Origin of the sequence: Stenotrophomonas maltophilia, assembly GCF_039555535.1 — a bacterium.
GTDB lineage: Bacteria > Pseudomonadota > Gammaproteobacteria > Xanthomonadales > Xanthomonadaceae > Stenotrophomonas > Stenotrophomonas maltophilia_Q.
This window is the reverse complement of the sequence record NZ_CP154630.1, coordinates 4246751-4262004: the sequence shown is the minus strand read 5'-3', so window position 1 is coordinate 4262004 and position 15254 is coordinate 4246751. Positions and strand designations below refer to the sequence as shown.

Below are 15254 nucleotides of genomic sequence, written 5' to 3'. Positions count from 1 at the left end.
GCGGCATGCCGCGTGCTCATCCGCGCCGCCCGCGCCCATCGATGCTGTAGCGCCCGGCCCCGGTGCAGGCCAGCAGCAGGAACCCACCGGCCAACCCCAGATTCTTCAGGAACATGATCTGCTGGGTCTGATCGGCGAAGTTGTGGTGGAAGATGAAAGCGGTGACCACGCTGAAACCTGCCAGCACGACCGACACCAGCCGGGTCTGGAAGCCCAGCAGGATGCACAGGCCGCTGCCGATCTCGAAGGCGATGGTGGGCCACAGCAGGATGCCGGGTACCCCCATGGCTTCCATGTAGCCCTGGGTACCGTTGAGGTCGCCGAGCTTGCCGATGCCGGATACCAGGAACAGCGCCATCAGCAGGATGCGCGCAAGCAGGTAGGCGAGCGAATGCGATGAGTGGCTCACGTCGGTTTCCTCGGAGATGGCTGGCGAAGGCGATCGGAGCCCACCGGCAGTGAAGCCCGTGTCTACGTAGCGGGCAAGGCGCCTTGACAGCTGGCCGCCCGCAGGAGACCTTTCCACCATGACGATCGATATTGAATCGCTCAGCCTTCGGGAGCTGGGCGCCTTGGTGGTTGCCGCTGAACAGCGGAAACAGCTCATTTCCAGCCGCCGCCCGGCCAGCGCGGTGCGGCGGATGTTGAAGTCCGCTGCGGCCGAAGCTGGTTACACCCTCGAAGAACTCTTCGGTGGTGAAGCCTCGGAAACACCTGCGCCCGCGCGCAAGCCCGCCCGCCGCAAATCCGGCAAAGTCGCGCCCAAGTATCGCGACCCGGAATACAAGCGCCTGACCTGGACCGGTCGCGGGCGCATGCCGCGCTGGTTGGCGTCCAAGGTGTCGATGGGCCACAAGGCCACCGATTTCCTGATTCCTGGCTTGGCCAGGCCGACTGCTGGCAAGACCAGCACCCTCGGCAAGCGGACCGTCATCAAGAAGGGATGAGGCTGCGGCGCTGCTACGCTGCCCGGGTCTTTGAACGAAGGAGTGCGGGATGGCAAACGAGGGTGGCATGACGATCACGCCGAAAGTCCTGTACACCGCCGCAGGCGCGGCCGTGCTGGTCAGCCTGTTGGCCTGGGCGGTGGAATGGAGCGGGATGGCCTATGTCTGCCCGTACTGCCGCGTACAACGCACTGTCATCGGTGTGCTGGGCGTGCTGACATTGTTCGCGCGGCCGGGCGGCATCGTCGTGCCCTGGCTTGCATTCGCCAGTGGTGGCTTCGCGTTCGTGGTCGCGGCAATGCAGCACTTCAACGGCTGGAAGCGCATTTCCGCTGGTGATTTCAGCTTCAACGCGCAGTGGTACATCGATCCGTGGCTGCTGTCAGGCTGCGCGATGCTGATCCTGGTGGCGCAGCTGATGCTGGTACAGGCCGCCTGCCGGCGCAGGTTGCCCTGAGTGTTTCCACGCGTGGCGTGGAGCTACCCGTTCTGGAATACCGCCAACTGCGCCGCGAACGCGCGCTGATAGGCGGGACGCTGCGTCGCCCGTGCCACATAGGCAACCAGCAGCGGGTACTCATCGAGCAGACCACTGCTCTTCAGGCGCAACAGCACCGAGACCATCATCAGGTCGCCCACGCCGAACTCGCCGTCAACCCACGCCGCCGCGCCCAACCATGCGGACAGCTGTGAGAGACGCATCCGCACGCGCTCGTCCAGCATCACCAATCGCTGCGCATACCAGGGCTGTTCGCGCTCCAGAACCCAGGCCATCGAGCGCTCGACGATGGGCGGCTCGACTGTGTTCAACGCAGCGAACACCCACATGATCGCGCGCATGCGAGCATCCGGATCGCGCGGCAGCAGGCCAGGGTGTAGCTCGGCCAGGTGCACGGCGATTGCGCCGGACTCGAACAGGACCTGGTCGCCGTCCTGCCAGGTAGGAATCTGCCCGAATGGATTCCGCGCCAGGTGGGCAGGTTGCTTCATTTCGGCGAAGGTGAGCAGCTGCACGTCGTAGGGCACGCCCAGCTCCTCCAGTGCCCAGCGCACGCGCATGTCACGGGGCAGGCCCTGGCCGCGGTCGGGGGAGGTGGCGAAGGCGGTGAGGATGGGGGAGATCGGGGCGCTCCTGCAGGCCGACGGGCCTGCCTCGTCCTGATTCGACGAATGACGGTCCCAGAATCGACATCGTCGATATCGATGTATACGTCGCCTGCACGGACTCTGCACGTACTCGCTGTCGCACATCCATCAGGCTGCCGGGGTCATCCGTGCAGAGAGGTAGGCAGACATGAATACTCCAGGCAAACCCACGCCCAGCTGGCGCCAGCGAAACGTACTGATGGGAGTGCTCGCCGCTGTACTGGTGATCGTGCTGATCATCCTCTTCGTGCCGTGGTGATGCAGGCGAAGGCTGTTCGATGTGAACGGCCAAACGCTGCGGCGTGAGGCAGTCAGTGCGGGTTGGGTGAAGTGACGTGCGCATCAACCGGTACTCACCTGCGAACCACGCCGAGGTGTCCACAGTGTTCCCACAGGCAGCGTCGTGATGCTGCTTTTCTCCCCCGCACATCGATCACACAGGAGCAACGCCATGAGCACCCAGTCCACCATCGAACATCGCCTCAACGACCTGATCGAGATCGCTCGTGACGGCAAGTCGTTCTATGAAGAAGCGGCCACCAAGGTGAAGGATGCCGAGCTGTCGGCCTTGTTCACCCGCATCGCCGGCGTCAAGGGCCGCATCGTCGCGGCACTGAGTGGTTCGGTGGCCGCCAGCGGTGGCAAGCCGGCCGAACATGGCACCATGGTCGGTTCGATGCAGCAGTTCTACGGCAAGGTGCGCGCCGCGTTTGGTGATACCAACTATGGCTACGTGGCCGAACTGGAAGAGTCCGAAGACCGCCTGCTGGGCGCGTTCAAGGATGTGCTGCAGGACAACGATCTGCCGCCGGCGGTACGCCAGGAAGTGACCCAGCTGATGCCGGATGTGCAGGAGTGCCACAACGTCATGCGGGCACGCAAGCATGCGATGAAGGCCGCTTGATCGATCAGGGCGGAACCTGAAAAAAAAGGGGCGGCCGCAAGGCCGCCCCAAACCGTCAAGAGAACACGCGTCTAGAAGCGAACCGACCAGCGCATGTTGGCGCTGTGGTCGCGGCTTTCACTGCCGTACTGGCCGCTGTAACCCAGCTCCAGCTGCTGGCGCGGGGTCAGCCACGCCGACAACCCCAGCTCGGCCACCACGGCGCTGTCGGCAATCGGCGCGCCTTCGACCGCGAACGCGGTGCTGTTGTTGGCGAAGGCAAGGTTGCCCAGCTGGCTGCGGTCGCCCGAGGCGCGGCGATAGCCCACGCCACCACGCAGGTGCAGCCAGCTGTCCTTCTGGAACGATGCCTTCAGGCCCTTGTCGAAGCGCAGGCCAGCGGTGGCGATCGTGGTGCTGGTGTCGTCCACCTTGCCGTGCAGGGCGGCTGCACCACCGCGCTCGTTGATCTGCTTCAGGTCCACCTCCACGCGGGCGACCTGCAGGTAAGGTTCCAGCCCGGCCTCCGGGTCACCAAAGCGGTAGCCGGCTTCGATGAAGGCCTGGCGGGTATGCGCGTTGTAGCGTGCGCTCAGGCTGTCGCTGAACCCTGCGAAGTCGACATCGCGGGTGCTCTTCACCTTGTGCTTGCTCCAGGCGACGCCGCCACGCAGGCCGAAGCCGCCCCAGTTGTGACTGGCATATGCACCGAAGTGGGTGTTGTCGATCTTCGACTTGGCACGACGGGCCTGCTGCTTGACGTCGGTGCGGCCGGTGCCAGCCAGCACGCCGACCTGCCAGCCGGAGAACTCGCGGTCGATACCGACCAGCAGGCCGTTGCTGTTGGCTTCGGTGCGGGCGGTGTTGCTGTTGCCGTCCAGCTTGCTGTTGCCGCCCAGAGCCTGCACCCAGGCGCCGGTGGCGTCGCCCGCATCGGCGCCCGGCGCGACTGCCCCTGCACCGCGCGACAGCGCAGCATCGCGTACGTAGCGGCTGCCTTCCACCAGTGCGAGCGGCGTAGCTGCGTGCAGTTCGCCGCTGAGGCCGTCGAGCACGCCGCCAACCTGCTGCGGGAACAGCTGGGTCAGCGGCTTGGGCAGGCCCTGGCTGATTGCCAGAAGATCGGCGGCCGTCGCTACCGCGCGCTGGTTCGGCGTGGTGGCTGCACTGGCCAGCGTGGCGCCACGCGCCACGTCGATGCGGGTGCCATTGGTACCGTAGGCGAGGCTGAACTTCAGGAACGGCGAGAACGCGCTGAAGTCGGTTTTCGCGAACTGGCCGTTGATGCCACCGTCGGCGCGGATGAAGTTGAACTGCTCGCCGAGATAGTAGATGCCCGGTTCCGGCAACGCGACCAGGGTGCCGCCGAGGGTGGCGGTACCGGTCACATGCAACTTGTCGCTGCGCCCGCCAGGCGCGAGTTCGGCGGCGTAGACGCCGGTCGGGCCCTGCACGTAGTTGCCGTTGACGGTCAGCGTGCCGATCGAATTGCCGGGGGCGATGGTGCCGTCCACCCGGGTGCTGCCCAACGTGCCGATACCCTTCAGCAGGCCGTTGCTGCCGACCGTGGTGGTGCCGCCGGTCTGCATGCCGTTGAAGGACACCACGCCGCCGTTGACGGTCAGGTTGCCGTCCTTCAGCACGCCGCCGGCGCTGACTGTGCTGACGCCACCCGTGGTGATGAGTGCGGTGGCGACCAGGCTGCCGTTGAGCAGGAATTGCCCGGCCTGCACCTCGACCGCGGAGGTGAGGGTGTTGGTGCCGTTCAGCTCCAGCGTACCCTCGCGCAGCAACGTGCCGTTGAAGCTGTTGTTGCCGCTCAGGCGCAGCCAACCGATACCGGATTTGGTCAGCCTGCCGGGGCCGCCGATGTCATTGGTCCAGTCGTCCCAGGCATCGCCTTCCCACACCTTCAGGCCACCGGCCTTCTGGTTCATCACCACGCTGGTATCCACGCGCAGCGAGCCATAGCCCTCGATGGCCCTGCGCAGGTCAACCATGCCCCAGCCATAGATCGGGTCGACGCCTGCGGCACCCAGATCGCGCGCGGTGGTCAGCAGGACGTCGCGCACCTGGGCGTTGTTCAGGTAGGGGAAGCGCTCGATCAACAGGCCGAGTGCACCGGTGATATGGGGGGCGGCCATGGAAGTACCGGTCTTCTGGCCGTAGTCGTACGTGGGATTCTGGCTGTCGATGAGAAGACGGACGTAGTCTGCGGTCTTCTCCAGACGTCCCCGGATGTCACCGGAAACGATGGTGCTCAGGATTGCCGTGCCGGGCGCGGAAATGCACCAGTTGGCTGCAGCGCCGCAGATGCTCGAGCCTGCGTTGATCACGTAGTCGGTTTCGCCATTGGCTGCATTGGGCTGGCGAACGTTGGCGACGGCCAGCCAGTAGGGCTCGATCTCCGGCTTCCAGCGCGGCAACGCCGCGGTGATGCCGGCAACGGCGCCGCTGCCATTGCCGGCCGACCAGACCTGGATCAACTGCGAAGCAGCGGCGTTCGCACTGTCCTTGTAGATGCTTCCGTATACGTCGTAGCCGGCGCCGATGCGTGCGTACTGGGCATCCAGCGCGGCAACGGTCATGTTCCGGGTGGAGATGCCCCAGCTGTGATTGATGGCACGCACGCCCTGTGCCTGCAGCTGTGCGTACATGTCCAGCGTGGCTGCGTCGTCGGGGTCCGTCCGTTCCACGGCTTCAGGCAGGTAGCCTCCGCTCGCCTGGCGCCTCCACTCGTAGTAAGTGTCACCAAATACACGGGCGGTCGTCAGATCGGCACCGAAGGCGACGCCGTGCATCCCCGTGCCATTGCGATTGGCGCCAATGGTTCCGAGGACATGCGTGCCGTGATCGGCATAGCGGAAACCCCATTCACGGCCTGCGGCAATGATGTTGGCCTGCAGGGAAGCAGGCACGCCCGCGCCGAGCGTGTAGTAGTTGATACCCGGTTGATCCCCCTGTGTCTGGCTGCACGCGCCGGTACCGCCGACGGTTCCCGGTGACGCACAGTTCGGGCCGATGGTGATGCTGGAGGTGTTGCGGCCGGCGAATTCGGGGTGAGCCAGTGCCGAGCCGGTGTCGAACAGCGCCAGGCGCACGCCCTTGCCGGTCAGGCCGCGGGCATACGCGTAGTCGGCGCCCATCGCACCCAGTCCCCAGTCGGCGTTGAACTCATCGCTGCGCCAGCTGGCGGCATCGCCCGGATTGCCGAGCAGGGCGGTGCCGGTTGCGGCTGGCGTGGTGGCCGTCGGTGCTGCAGGCGCGCTGACGGCGGGCTGTGCCCAGGCCGCCTGCAGCTGGCGCTGCTGCTGCCATGCGTCGAGCGCTTCGCTGGCCATGACGGGCGATGCGGCTGCAAGCAACAGAGCGCTGGACACCGCCAGGGCGAGGCGGCTGTGCAGCGGGGAGCGGGAGTGGGACGAACGGCCGTGCAGCGGGTGATTCATCGGGCAACTTCCTTGATGGACGGACAACAAGGCCGTTAACGCCAATCTGTGGCGATATCCCCCATGAATGTGAAAGGAAAATTGTGAACGGGTTAAGTATGCGTGACAGAGGGCTTCACTCCGCCTCCCCATGTCCTCGCTAACGTGGTCCGGCCTGGGCTCACCAGGCTTATCAAGGAGTGATGGCGATGCGTGTTATCAGGAAGGTGATCGCAGTGGCGGTACTCGCGTTGGCGTGTACCGGTTCGGTGGCAGTGGCTGGGCCGGTCGAGCCCTGCGACCAGCCCTGCTGGCGGGCGTATCAGATGTGCCTGGCCAGTGGTGCCGATGCCGGTGAATGCCAGCAGGCGTACAACACCTGCGTGGTCGATCTGTGCATGGGCGTGTGAGTCGCGCCGTTTGAGCCGTACGTGGAGCCCCGTCATCGACGGGGCTCTTCTGTTTCAGCGATCGCCTCGGTTGGCGATGCGGGCGTCTGGCCTGAGCCCGCTTGCGGGCCATGCACGCAGCGGCGAGGATGGGGAATCGCATCGGAGCCGCTGCGCATGGCCGTCAAACGTATTGTCGCCAACATCGCCACGCCTGACCCGGCGCGTGCCGCAGCGTTCTATGGCGGGCTGCTGGGCATGCCGGTGGTGATGGATCATGGGTGGATCGTCACCCATGGCGGGCAGGGCAGTGCGCTGGCGCAGGTGAGCTTTGCCAGCGAAGGGGGTTCCGGTACTGCGGTGCCCGACCTGTCGATCGAAGTGGACGACCTGCAGCAGGTGCTGGAGCGCATGCACGCGGCCGGCATCCCGCTGGAGTATGGCCCGGCCGACGAGCCCTGGGGCGTGCGTCGCTTCTTCGTCCGCGACCCGTTCGGGCGGCTGTTGAACATTCTCGCCCACACCTGAGCGGGGAGCGCTGCTTCAGCGGCGACTGCCGCCGCGCGTCGGAGCTGCCGGAACGCCGACCATGCGCAGGCAATCTACTTCCACGGCGGCAATGAAGGCATTGGCATCCTGTGCCGGTGTGGCGATCAGGTCGTCGGTGGCGCCATGCACGCCGGCATAGATCAACGAGGCGGTGACCTGTGGAGCAGGCAGTTGCCACAGTCCGGCTGCGTTGCCCGTTTCGAGGATGCCCAGCAGTTGCTGCTGGATCGCATTGCGCTCGGCGTTGCCGCGCTGGTGGTGGTGATGGTTGGCGTACACCACGTCATGCAACGCGTGGGTGCGCACGTAGATCTCGACGTTGGCGCGGATCCAGGCGCGGAGGCGCGCTGCGCCATCACCGGCAGGGTGCTGCTGCACGGCCCGCTCGACCTCGCCAATGAACTGCTGCGTGTAGCGCTGCGCCAGCGCCTGCAGGATCTCGGTGCGGGAGGCGAAATAGGTATAGAAGGTGCCCTTGGCCACGTCGGCCGCGGCGACGATGTCGCTGATGGTGGTGGCGTCCACACCCTTCGACAGGAACAACGCCTGCGCGGCGTCCATCAGTTCCTCCCGGCGGGTTTCGGCGGGCTTGGTGCGAGGCCTGGCGACAGCTGGGGTCTGCATGGTGGGCGATATGAGGGTGTGACGGCCGCCATTCTAGCGGCCTCTTCGTATTGACTGACCGTCGGTCAGTCAGTCGCTAGGATGCGCGCACATCCTCCCCCGGGATCCACGCATGAAACGCCTCCAACGGCCCGCCCTGGTGATGGCGGCCTACCTCGGTACGTTCCTCGCTTCGCTGGACATCAGCATCGTCAACGTGGCTCTGCCAACCCTGCAGCAGGCGCTACGGACCGACATGGCAGGCCTGCAGTGGGTGATCAACGCCTATGCGATCGCACTGTCGGCGCTGATGCTGTCAGCCGGTCCGTTGGGGGATCGCTATGGTCATCGGCGGATGTGGCTGCTGAGCGTCGCCACCTTCACCCTGGGCTCGCTGCTGTGCGCCTGCGCCAAGGACCTTTCGACCCTGGTCGCCGGCCGCGCGGTGCAGGGCGTGGCAGGCGCGCTGTTGATTCCCAGTGCGATGCCGATCCTGAGTCACGCATTTCCCGATCCAGGCCAGCGTGCGCGCGTTATCGGTGGCTGGTCCGCCTTCAGCGCGTTGGCACTGGTGCTCGGCCCGTTGCTGGGCGGTGCACTGGTGCAGCGCGCCGGTTGGCCCAGCATTTTTCTGATCAACCTGCCCTTGGGGCTGCTGGCGCTTGTGCTTGGCGCCTGGGGCATTGCCGAGCGACGCCACCCGCAGCACGCCGCGCTGGATCCGGCCGGGCAGCTGCTCAGCATCGTCGCGCTGGGCGCGCTGTGCTATGGCCTGATCGCGATCGGCGAGCATGGCCTGCTGTCCCGGGTGACGCTTCTGGCGCTGGGCGCCGCAACTGCCGGGCTGATCCTGTTCGGCATCGTCGAACGGCGGGTAGCACGCCCACTGCTGCCGCTGGACCTGTTTGCCGACCGCCGCTTCGGCATGCTCAACCTGGCCTCTTTCGTACTGGGCTTCACCGCCTATGCGAGCCTGTTCTTCCTGTCGCTGTTCTTCCAGCAGGCACAGGGCCACAGCGCCGCGGCGGCGGGCGCACAGCTGGCTCCTCAGTTCCTGTTGATGGGTGTCGTCTCGCTGCTGTTCGGTCGTCTGGTCGCCCACCTCGGCCTGCACGCCGCGCTGGTGATGGGCTACGCCCTGGCCGGGGGGGCGCTGTGCGTGATGGCCACGTTCGAACCGGCTACGTCGCGCGCTTATGCCGGTGCCGTGCTGATGCTGCTTGGCATCGGAATGGGGCTGGCAGTGCCAGCGACCGGCATGGCAATCATGAACAACGCACCGGCCGAACGCGCGGGTATTGCCTCAGCCACGATGAACGCGCTGCGCCAGGCAGGCATGAGCCTGGGCATCGCGTTGCTGGGCAGCCTGATGGGCCAGCGTGCCGTACAGCAGTTCACCGCTTCCGCGCAGGCCGCAGGTCAGCAGCGGCTTGTTGCGCAGGCGCGTGAACTGATCCTGCACCCCGGCTCGATGCACACCACGCCGCAGGTGCTGGCCTGGTACCGCAGTGCGATGGCCAGCGGGTTCGGTTGGGCGATGGCGGCTGCGGGTGCGCTGGCCCTGCTTGTGGCGCTTGGGCTGTATCGGCAGCGTGCCCCGGCCTGATCGTGCGGGGTTCACCGCTGCTGGGGGTGTGGATCCTCTGCACCGTGCTCGATCTGCTGCTGTTGCTGGCGTGCATTGGCGTGGCGTGCGTGCCCGCCTTCGCGTCCGATTGCGGCCATGTGCTGCCGGTCGCGGCTGATCGCTTCGCCGCCCTTGCGGCCTGCAGCACGCGCTTCGTCGGGGCTGAACTCGTGCGCGTTGCCGGAGGCGTGCGCCGCGCGCCCGCCCTTGGCGGCGATCGCGCGCTGTTTGTCCTGGTCCATCGAGGCGAAGCCCCGGTTGGAGCGGTGATTCTGGTCGGTCATGGGACTCTCCTGCTGCAGGGTCGGCGCCGTCGTCAACGGCAGCGCCCATGCTTGGCCATCATGTGCTAAGTCCAGGTCGCCATCCTCGCCATGGCCTTCACGCCACGTGCGCACGCGGTTGATGGCGTGGCCTTACCGGCGAACGCAGCGGGAGATGCCGTCGGCGAAGAGGTGAGGCACCGGCGCAGTGTCAGCGCCGGCGGGCGTCGCGCAGGCGTTGCGCGAATGGCCGCTGCTCCAGAACCTGCAGTGCCTCGCGCAGCACCTGCTCCAACGACTGGCCGAGATCCGCATCGAGGCTGCGTGCGGCGCGTGCGGTGGCCTGCCATTGCGCCTGCAGCGCCGGCAGTGCCTGCAGTGCGTGCGGGCTCAGCTGCAGGATGCGCTCACGGCTGTCTTCGCCGATGACGGCGTGCAGCCAGCCATCGCGCACCATCGCAGCTACCGTCTGGCTGAGCGCCGAATGGCTGAGCCCGCAGGCCAGCGCCAGGTCCTTGATGCGGCAGGGGCCCTGCGCCATCAGCGTGCGCAGCACCGGGGTGTAGCGCGGCCGGTAGTCCAGTTGCAGGTCGCGATAGGCCTGCTCGACCGCCGGGTCGAGCTGATCGAGCAGGGCGCGCAACAGGGTGCCCAGGCTGGCATGTTGGAGATCCATGGCCGTAATGATATATAAGTGCTTATATATCATCAACGCGGGGGCGGTCATGGCGGTTTCGTGGATGCTGGGCGCGCTGCTGGCGGCGTCCTGCCCGGCCCAGGACACAGTGCTGCAGGCGGCGGCTACGGCAATAGAGGCGCACTACCTGGACGTGGCCGAAGGCGCGCGCATCGCCGATGCACTGCGTGACTGGTCGAGGCAGCAGCGCTATGTGGACAGCTGCACGGACCCCAAGGGCTTCAGTGCGCGCCTGAACCAGGATCTGGACGTGTTCGACGGCCACTTCCATGTCGAGCGGGTGGATGCCAGCGCCGGCCAGGACGACTGGCTGATGGCCTGGCGTGCGGATGCACGCAGCAATGGTGCGGGCGTGCGCGAGGTGCGGGTGCTGGAAGGCAACATCGGTTACCTGCGGCTGAGCACCTTCTATCCGCTCGATCTGGCACGGCCCAGGCTGGTGGCAGCGTTCACCCTGCTGGCCGATACCCAGGGCCTGGTGCTGGATCTGCGCCAGAACGGGGGCGGAGATGATGGCAGCGCGGACCTGCTGGTGCGTACCCTCTTGGAGTCGGGTGTCACCGCGGTGCAGGTGCTGGAGCAACGTGGCCGGCGTACTCCGGTACCACTGCCGCCAGCAAGCCTTCCGCTGTACCTGAAGCCGCTGGTGATACTGGTCGACCGCCGCACGGGCTCGGCGGCCGAGTTCGTGGCGTATTCGCTGCAGGCCCAGGGACGTGCGCGCATCGTCGGCGGTCGCAGTGGTGGCGCCGCACATATGTTCGATGATCCTGTGCTGCTGCCCGATGGCTATCAGATCAGCATTCCGGACCGGCAACCGATCAATCTGCGCACGGGCGGCAACTGGGAACGGACCGGTGTCGTGCCTGACGTTGCAGGCGGTGACGACCCGCTGTTCATCGCGCGTCAACTGCTGGCGCCGCCGAAGTCGTCAAGATGAACGCACAGTTGTACGTTCGCGCTATCGCAGATGCGTTGTCGCATGCCTAGAATCGAGGCATCCCGGTAGTTCCCGGGCGCTTCGAGTGAATGGACTCAATGAAGATTCTGTTGACCGGCAGTTCCGGGCGGATCGGGCGCGCGATCTTCGGTGCGTTGGCGGCTGCCCATGAAGTGGTGGGCCTGGATCGCAGCCCGTTTGCCACCACGCGCATCATTGCCGATGTCACCGATCATCAAGCCGTCGTGCGCGCGGTGCAGGGTGTCGACGCGGTCATCCATACCGCGGCCCTGCATGCCCCGCACGTTGGCCTGGTACCGGATGCGGTGTTCCAGCAGATCAACGTGGACGCCACTGCGCACCTGCTGCAGGCGGCGCGAGAGGCAGGTGCACGGCGGTTCGTGCTGACCAGTACCACTGCGCTGTACGGCCACGCAGTGGTGGCAGGAGGATGCCGCTGGATCGATGAGGATACCGAGCCGTTGCCGCGAACGATCTACCACCGCAGCAAGCTGCAGGCCGAGGCCCTGGCTGAAGCTGCGGCCGCACCGGACTTCGGCGTGCGCGTGCTGCGGATGGGGCGCTGCTTCCCGGAACCGCCGGAACGGATGGCGATGTTCCGGTTGCATCGTGGGATCGACGCCCGTGACGTGGCCAGTGCCCATGCCGCGCTGCTGCTGGACGAGGGGCCAGCCTTCGCCCGCTACATCGCCTGCGCGGCAACCCCGTTCCGGCGCGAGGATTGCCTGGAACTTGCCACCCAGCCGCGCAACGTACTGGCCCGGCGCGTGCCGCAGCTGCTGGCCGAGTTCGAGCGCCGCGGCTGGCCGTTGCCGCTGAGCGTTGACCGCGTCTACGACAGCGCCCGCATCCGCAGGGAGCTGGGGTGGCAGCCGCGTTTCGGGCCGGACGCCGTGCTGCAGCAGTACGCCGCAGGCAGCATCGAGGTGTTGCCACGCGCGGAGTGGATCAAGGATCGGGTGGCCGAATAGGGGACGCCGGGGCGGGTTCCTGTCCCGTCCCTGAGTGCATTCAGGAATGTGTAGGGCGGTCGCCTCAACCTCGTTGGCAGGCGGCCGCTAACCCGGTGCGCTTCCAGCGCCGGGCGGGTCCCGGCGGCCGGTGGCCTGCGCGACGGATCGCGCACCTGCGCGGTGCCCTCGCGGTGCCGGTCGTCCTGAACTGCCTTGCGGACCCCTCCATGCCTTCTTCCCGTTCCGCCGCTGCCCGCCGTCCGGGCAGCATCGCCCACAAGCTGATGCTGGGCACCGCTACCATCGCGCTGCTGTGCTTCGGCCTGACGGCGTTCCTGATCTATCGCCAGGCCAGCGCCAGCCTGATCGATGCCTCGCGCCAGACCATGACCAGCGAGGCCAATGCCGAAGCGCGCCAGGTCGCCGCCGACCTGGGCACGGCGTTCGCCAGCAACGATGCGATGGTTGAAGCCGTGCTGGCCCAGCGTGCGCGGGGTGACGTGCCTGATCGCGCCAGCCTGGCGGCCGTGCTCGGTGAGCAGCTGCGTACCCATCCGGAATGGCTGGGCAAGAGCACCATGTGGGAGGCCGATGCCTTCGATGGCAAGGATGCCGAGTTCGCCAATACCGAGATGCACGATGCCAGCGGCCGCTACATGAGCTACTGGGCCTGGCATGACGGCAAGCCGCAGCAGTCGACCATGACCGACTACACCGAAGCCGCCGACGGTTCGGCCGACTGGTACGTGGTGCCCAGCCGCGACAAGCTGCCCAAGGTCAGCGAGCCCTACGCCTACGACATCGCCGGCCAGCAGGTGCTGATGAGCACGTTGAGCACGCCGATCGTGGAAAACGGCAGGTTCCTCGGTGTGTTCACCGTGGACTTCTCGCTGGCGGCGCTGCAGAAGCATCTGGCGACGCTGACGCCGATGGGCGCCGGCCGCGTCGAACTGCTTTCGCCCAAGGGCGTAGTGCTGGCATCGGCCAATGCGGCCGAGATCGGCAAGCCGCGCAGCGACGCATTGACCCGCAGCATGCTGGCCGACATTGCCGCCGACCGCAGGTTTGAAGCCTTCACCCCGGACGCGGCCGGCAACGTACGCGTGTACGTGCCGCTGCGCGTGGGCGACGCCCCGCAGCGCTTCGCGCTGGGCGTGGTGATGCCGCATGCGGTGATCGTTGCCGAGGCCCGTCAGCTGCTGTGGCTGACGCTGCTGGTTGGCGTGGTGGCCGCGCTGACCCTCAGCGCCGGTGTCTACGTGCTGCTGCGCCGCCTGGCGATACGCCCGCTGGCCGAAGCCGTGCGCGTGGCGGGCGACGTGGCCGCCGGCAAGCTGGACAGCACGCTGCCGGCACGCAGCAACGATGAAGTGGGCCGCTTGCTGGAGGCGATGCAGGGCATGCGTGGCCAGCTGCAGGCGGTGATGGCCGCGCAGGCGGAAATGGCGCGCCGCCACGATGCCGGCGAGCTCAGCTACCGCATGGACGCCTCGGCGTTCCCGGGCGAGTACGGCCGCATGGTGGCCGACAGCAACCAGCTGGTGGCCTCCAGCAATGCGGTCACCCAGCGCCTGGTCGAGGTGATGCAGCGCTACGCCGTAGGTGACCTCAGCGTGGACATGGAAGCACTGCCGGGCGAGAAGGCGGTGTTCACCGCCGCCATGGCCACCACCAAGCACAACTTGGCCGCGATCAACGAGCAGATCCAGCAGCTGGCTGCCGCGGCAGCGGCCGGCGACTTCGCTGTACGCGGCGACGCCCAGCGTTTCGATCACGATTTCCGCCGCATGGTGGAGACCCTCAACACCATGATGGAGGTGAGCGACCACAACCTGGCCGAGCTGTCGACGCTGCTGCGCGCGATTGCCGCAGGCGACCTGAGCGCGCGCATGCAGGGCGACTTCCACGGTGTGTTCGCGGTGATGCGCGATGATGCCAACAGCACCGTGCAGCAGCTGACCCGGATCGTCGGGCAGATCCAGCAGTCGGCGGCCAGCATCCGCCTGGCGGCGGGTGAGATTGCTGCCGGTAACAGCGACCTGTCGCGCCGCACCGAACAGCAGGCGGCCAACCTGGAAGAAACGGCCGCGTCGATGGAGGAGTTGACCTCCACCGTACGCCAGAACGCCGACCACGCGCTGCAGGCCAACACCCTGGCCGGCTCCGCAGCGGGCGTTGCCAGCGAAGGTGGCCAGGTGGTCAGCCAGGTGGTGCAGACGATGGAGCAGATCGAAGCGTCGTCGCAGCGCATCGCCGAGATCATCTCGGTGATCGACGGTATCGCGTTCCAGACCAACATCCTGGCGTTGAACGCGGCGGTGGAAGCCGCGCGGGCCGGTGAGCAGGGCCGCGGCTTCGCCGTGGTCGCCAGCGAAGTGCGTGCGCTGGCGCAGCGCTCGGCGGGTGCCGCGAAGGAGATCAAGGAGCTGATCGATGCTTCGGTGGCCCAGGTCGGTGCCGGAGCGCAGCTGGTGCACGGCGCCGGCCGCACGATGCAGGAGATCGTCGGCCAGGTCGGGCGGGTCAACGAGATCATGGCCGAGATCTCGGCCGCCTCGCGCGAACAGTCGGCCGGCATCGAGCAGGTCAACCAGACCGTGGTGCAGATGGATGAGACCACCCAGCAGAACGCCGCGCTGGTGGAGGAAGCCAGTGCTGCGGCACGCGCGATGGAAGAGCAGGCCGAGCAGCTGGCGGTGGCGGTCTCGCGCTTCCGCCTGCAGGCCGAACCGGAGGTCATGGCCCGCCGCGCGGCCTGATCCCGGAAACGAAGACGCCCGGCGGGGGCCGGGCGTCGGTTGCAGCCTT

At 66.9% G+C, this 15254-nt stretch carries 15 protein-coding genes; 9 read left to right on the top strand and 6 right to left on the bottom strand.

Annotated elements, in window-relative coordinates:
* Positions 1-16: 16 nt before the first annotated feature.
* Positions 17-409 (bottom strand): DoxX family protein, encoded by a 393-nt coding sequence (locus AASM09_RS19595; protein ID WP_100443696.1) that lies wholly within the window; start codon positions 407-409, stop codon positions 17-19.
* Positions 410-527: 118 nt separating this feature from the next.
* On the opposite strand from AASM09_RS19595, the gene AASM09_RS19590 reads away from it, so the two are divergent.
* Positions 528-947, top strand: coding sequence for an H-NS family nucleoid-associated regulatory protein (locus tag AASM09_RS19590; RefSeq protein ID WP_049429450.1), 420 nt, complete (start codon positions 528-530; stop codon positions 945-947).
* A 49-nt stretch (positions 948-996) separates the two neighbouring features.
* Positions 997-1404, top strand: coding sequence for a hypothetical protein (locus tag AASM09_RS19585; RefSeq protein ID WP_049429451.1), 408 nt, complete (start codon positions 997-999; stop codon positions 1402-1404).
* A gap of 23 nt (positions 1405-1427) precedes the next feature.
* On the opposite strand, the gene AASM09_RS19580 is transcribed toward AASM09_RS19585, so the two are convergent.
* Positions 1428-2069, bottom strand: coding sequence for a glutathione S-transferase family protein (locus AASM09_RS19580; protein ID WP_049429466.1), 642 nt, complete (start codon positions 2067-2069; stop codon positions 1428-1430).
* Between the two features lie 475 nt (positions 2070-2544).
* Between AASM09_RS19580 and AASM09_RS19575 the strand changes: the two genes are divergently transcribed.
* Complete coding sequence (locus tag AASM09_RS19575) at positions 2545-2997, top strand: PA2169 family four-helix-bundle protein (protein WP_049429452.1); 453 nt, start codon at positions 2545-2547, stop codon at positions 2995-2997.
* A 71-nt stretch (positions 2998-3068) separates the two neighbouring features.
* Here the strand turns inward: AASM09_RS19575 and AASM09_RS19570 are convergent, their stop codons facing one another.
* Complete coding sequence (locus AASM09_RS19570; protein WP_100443695.1) at positions 3069-6425, bottom strand: autotransporter domain-containing protein; 3357 nt, start codon at positions 6423-6425, stop codon at positions 3069-3071.
* 188 nt (positions 6426-6613) lie between these two features.
* On the opposite strand from AASM09_RS19570, the gene AASM09_RS19565 reads away from it, so the two are divergent.
* Together AASM09_RS19565 and AASM09_RS19560 are read left to right on the top strand one after the other, a co-directional pair.
* Positions 6614-6814 (top strand): hypothetical protein, encoded by a 201-nt coding sequence (locus AASM09_RS19565; protein ID WP_049429454.1) that lies wholly within the window; start codon positions 6614-6616, stop codon positions 6812-6814.
* 156 nt (positions 6815-6970) lie between these two features.
* Positions 6971-7321: a VOC family protein gene (locus AASM09_RS19560; RefSeq protein WP_005411161.1), complete on the top strand. Its 351-nt coding sequence runs from the start codon at positions 6971-6973 to the stop codon at positions 7319-7321.
* A gap of 15 nt (positions 7322-7336) precedes the next feature.
* On the opposite strand, the gene AASM09_RS19555 is transcribed toward AASM09_RS19560, so the two are convergent.
* Positions 7337-7966: a TetR/AcrR family transcriptional regulator gene (locus AASM09_RS19555; RefSeq protein WP_049429455.1), complete on the bottom strand. Its 630-nt coding sequence runs from the start codon at positions 7964-7966 to the stop codon at positions 7337-7339.
* A gap of 112 nt (positions 7967-8078) precedes the next feature.
* Here AASM09_RS19555 and AASM09_RS19550 point away from each other — a divergent pair, with 112 nt between their 5' ends.
* The gene (locus tag AASM09_RS19550; RefSeq protein ID WP_049429456.1) at positions 8079-9551 is read left to right on the top strand and encodes an MFS transporter; all 1473 of its coding nucleotides are present in this window, start codon (positions 8079-8081) and stop codon (positions 9549-9551) included.
* An 11-nt stretch (positions 9552-9562) separates the two neighbouring features.
* Here AASM09_RS19550 and AASM09_RS19545 read toward each other — a convergent pair whose 3' ends face one another.
* Both AASM09_RS19545 and AASM09_RS19540 read right to left on the bottom strand, forming a co-directional pair.
* Positions 9563-9856 carry a KGG domain-containing protein gene (locus AASM09_RS19545; protein ID WP_049429457.1) on the bottom strand — a complete coding sequence of 98 codons (294 nt, stop codon included), beginning with the start codon at positions 9854-9856 and terminating at the stop codon, positions 9563-9565.
* Between the two features lie 190 nt (positions 9857-10046).
* A complete protein-coding gene (locus AASM09_RS19540) occupies positions 10047-10511 on the bottom strand; it encodes a MarR family winged helix-turn-helix transcriptional regulator (protein WP_049429458.1) in 465 nt (154 codons plus the stop codon).
* A 49-nt stretch (positions 10512-10560) separates the two neighbouring features.
* On the opposite strand from AASM09_RS19540, the gene AASM09_RS19535 reads away from it, so the two are divergent.
* The 3 genes from AASM09_RS19535 (at position 10561) to AASM09_RS19525 (ending at position 15205) form a co-directional block, all read left to right on the top strand.
* Positions 10561-11472: a S41 family peptidase gene (locus AASM09_RS19535; RefSeq protein ID WP_049429459.1), complete on the top strand. Its 912-nt coding sequence runs from the start codon at positions 10561-10563 to the stop codon at positions 11470-11472.
* A gap of 98 nt (positions 11473-11570) precedes the next feature.
* The gene (locus AASM09_RS19530; RefSeq protein ID WP_005414561.1) at positions 11571-12464 is read left to right on the top strand and encodes an NAD-dependent epimerase/dehydratase family protein; all 894 of its coding nucleotides are present in this window, start codon (positions 11571-11573) and stop codon (positions 12462-12464) included.
* A gap of 209 nt (positions 12465-12673) precedes the next feature.
* Positions 12674-15205, top strand: coding sequence for a methyl-accepting chemotaxis protein (locus AASM09_RS19525; RefSeq protein WP_049429460.1), 2532 nt, complete (start codon positions 12674-12676; stop codon positions 15203-15205).
* Positions 15206-15254: the final 49 nt, after the last annotated feature.